The organism is Nitrospirota bacterium (genome assembly GCA_030684575.1).
GTDB lineage: Bacteria > Nitrospirota > Nitrospiria > Nitrospirales > Nitrospiraceae > Palsa-1315.
Window position 1 is genome coordinate 1 of the sequence record JAUXVD010000013.1, and the last position, 1,206, is coordinate 1,206.

Sequence of the window (1,206 nt, forward strand, 5' to 3'; positions counted from 1 at the left end):
ATGGCGAAGGCGAAATATGAGCGGCGGAAGCCGCACGTGAATATCGGGACGATCGGGCATGTGGACCACGGCAAGACGACGTTGACCGCGGCCTTGACGAAAGTCTGTGCGGAGAAGGGCATGGCCAAGTACATTCCGTACGATGAAGTGGCGAAGGCGAGCGAGAGCCAGGGCCGACGTGATGCCACCAAGATTATGACGATTGCGATCAGTCACGTAGAGTATGAAACGGCTAATCGTCACTATGCCCACGTGGATTGCCCGGGCCACGCCGATTACGTCAAGAATATGATCACCGGCGCCGCGCAGATGGATGGCGCGATCCTCGTCGTCAGTGCGGCAGACGGTCCGATGCCCCAGACGCGGGAGCACATCCTCTTGGCCCGGCAGGTCGGGGTGCCCTACATCGTGGTGTTCCTGAACAAGGCCGACAAGATCGATGACGCAGAGCTCTTGGAGTTGGTCGAGCTCGAAGTGCGGGAGCTGTTGACCAAGTACGGCTTTCCGGGCGACAAGACCCCCATCATTCATGGCTCAGCCTTGAAGGCGATGGAAGGGGATCAGGGGCCGCTCGGCGTGCCGTCGTTGCTCAAGCTATTGGAAGCGGTCGATACCTACATCCCGACGCCGGAGCGTCCGATCGATAAGCCGTTCTTGATGCCGATCGAAGACGTGTTCACCATCAGCGGTCGTGGGACCGTCGTGACCGGGCGTGTCGAGCGTGGGATCGTCAAGGTAGGAGATGAAATCGAGATCGTGGGCTTACGGCCGAACCAGGTCACGATTGTGACCGGGGTGGAGATGTTCCGGAAGGTGCTCGATGAGGGGCAGGCGGGCGATAACGTCGGCGTCTTGCTGCGGGGCACGAAGAAGGAAGATGTGGAGCGCGGGATGGTGCTGTCGAAGCCGAAGAGCATCACGCCGCATACGAAGTTCAAGGCAGAGATCTATGTGTTGGCCAAGGAAGAAGGCGGGCGGCATACGCCGTTCTTCAATGGCTACCGGCCCCAGTTCTATTTCCGGACGACGGACGTCACGGGGATTATGACGTTGAATCCTGGCGTGGAGATGGTCATGCCGGGCGATAATGTGAGTGTGACGGGTGAGCTGATTAGCCCGATTGCGATGGATCAAGGGCTGCGGTTCGCGGTGCGCGAGGGCGGCAAGACTGTCGGTTCTGGCGTCGTCACCGAAATTCTGGCGTAA

General features: G+C 59.7%; 1 protein-coding gene. It reads left to right on the plus strand.

Annotation, left to right across the window (positions count from 1 at the left end):
• Complete coding sequence (gene tuf, locus Q8N00_09915; protein ID MDP2383106.1) at positions 1-1,206, plus strand: elongation factor Tu; 1,206 nt, start codon at positions 1-3, stop codon at positions 1,204-1,206.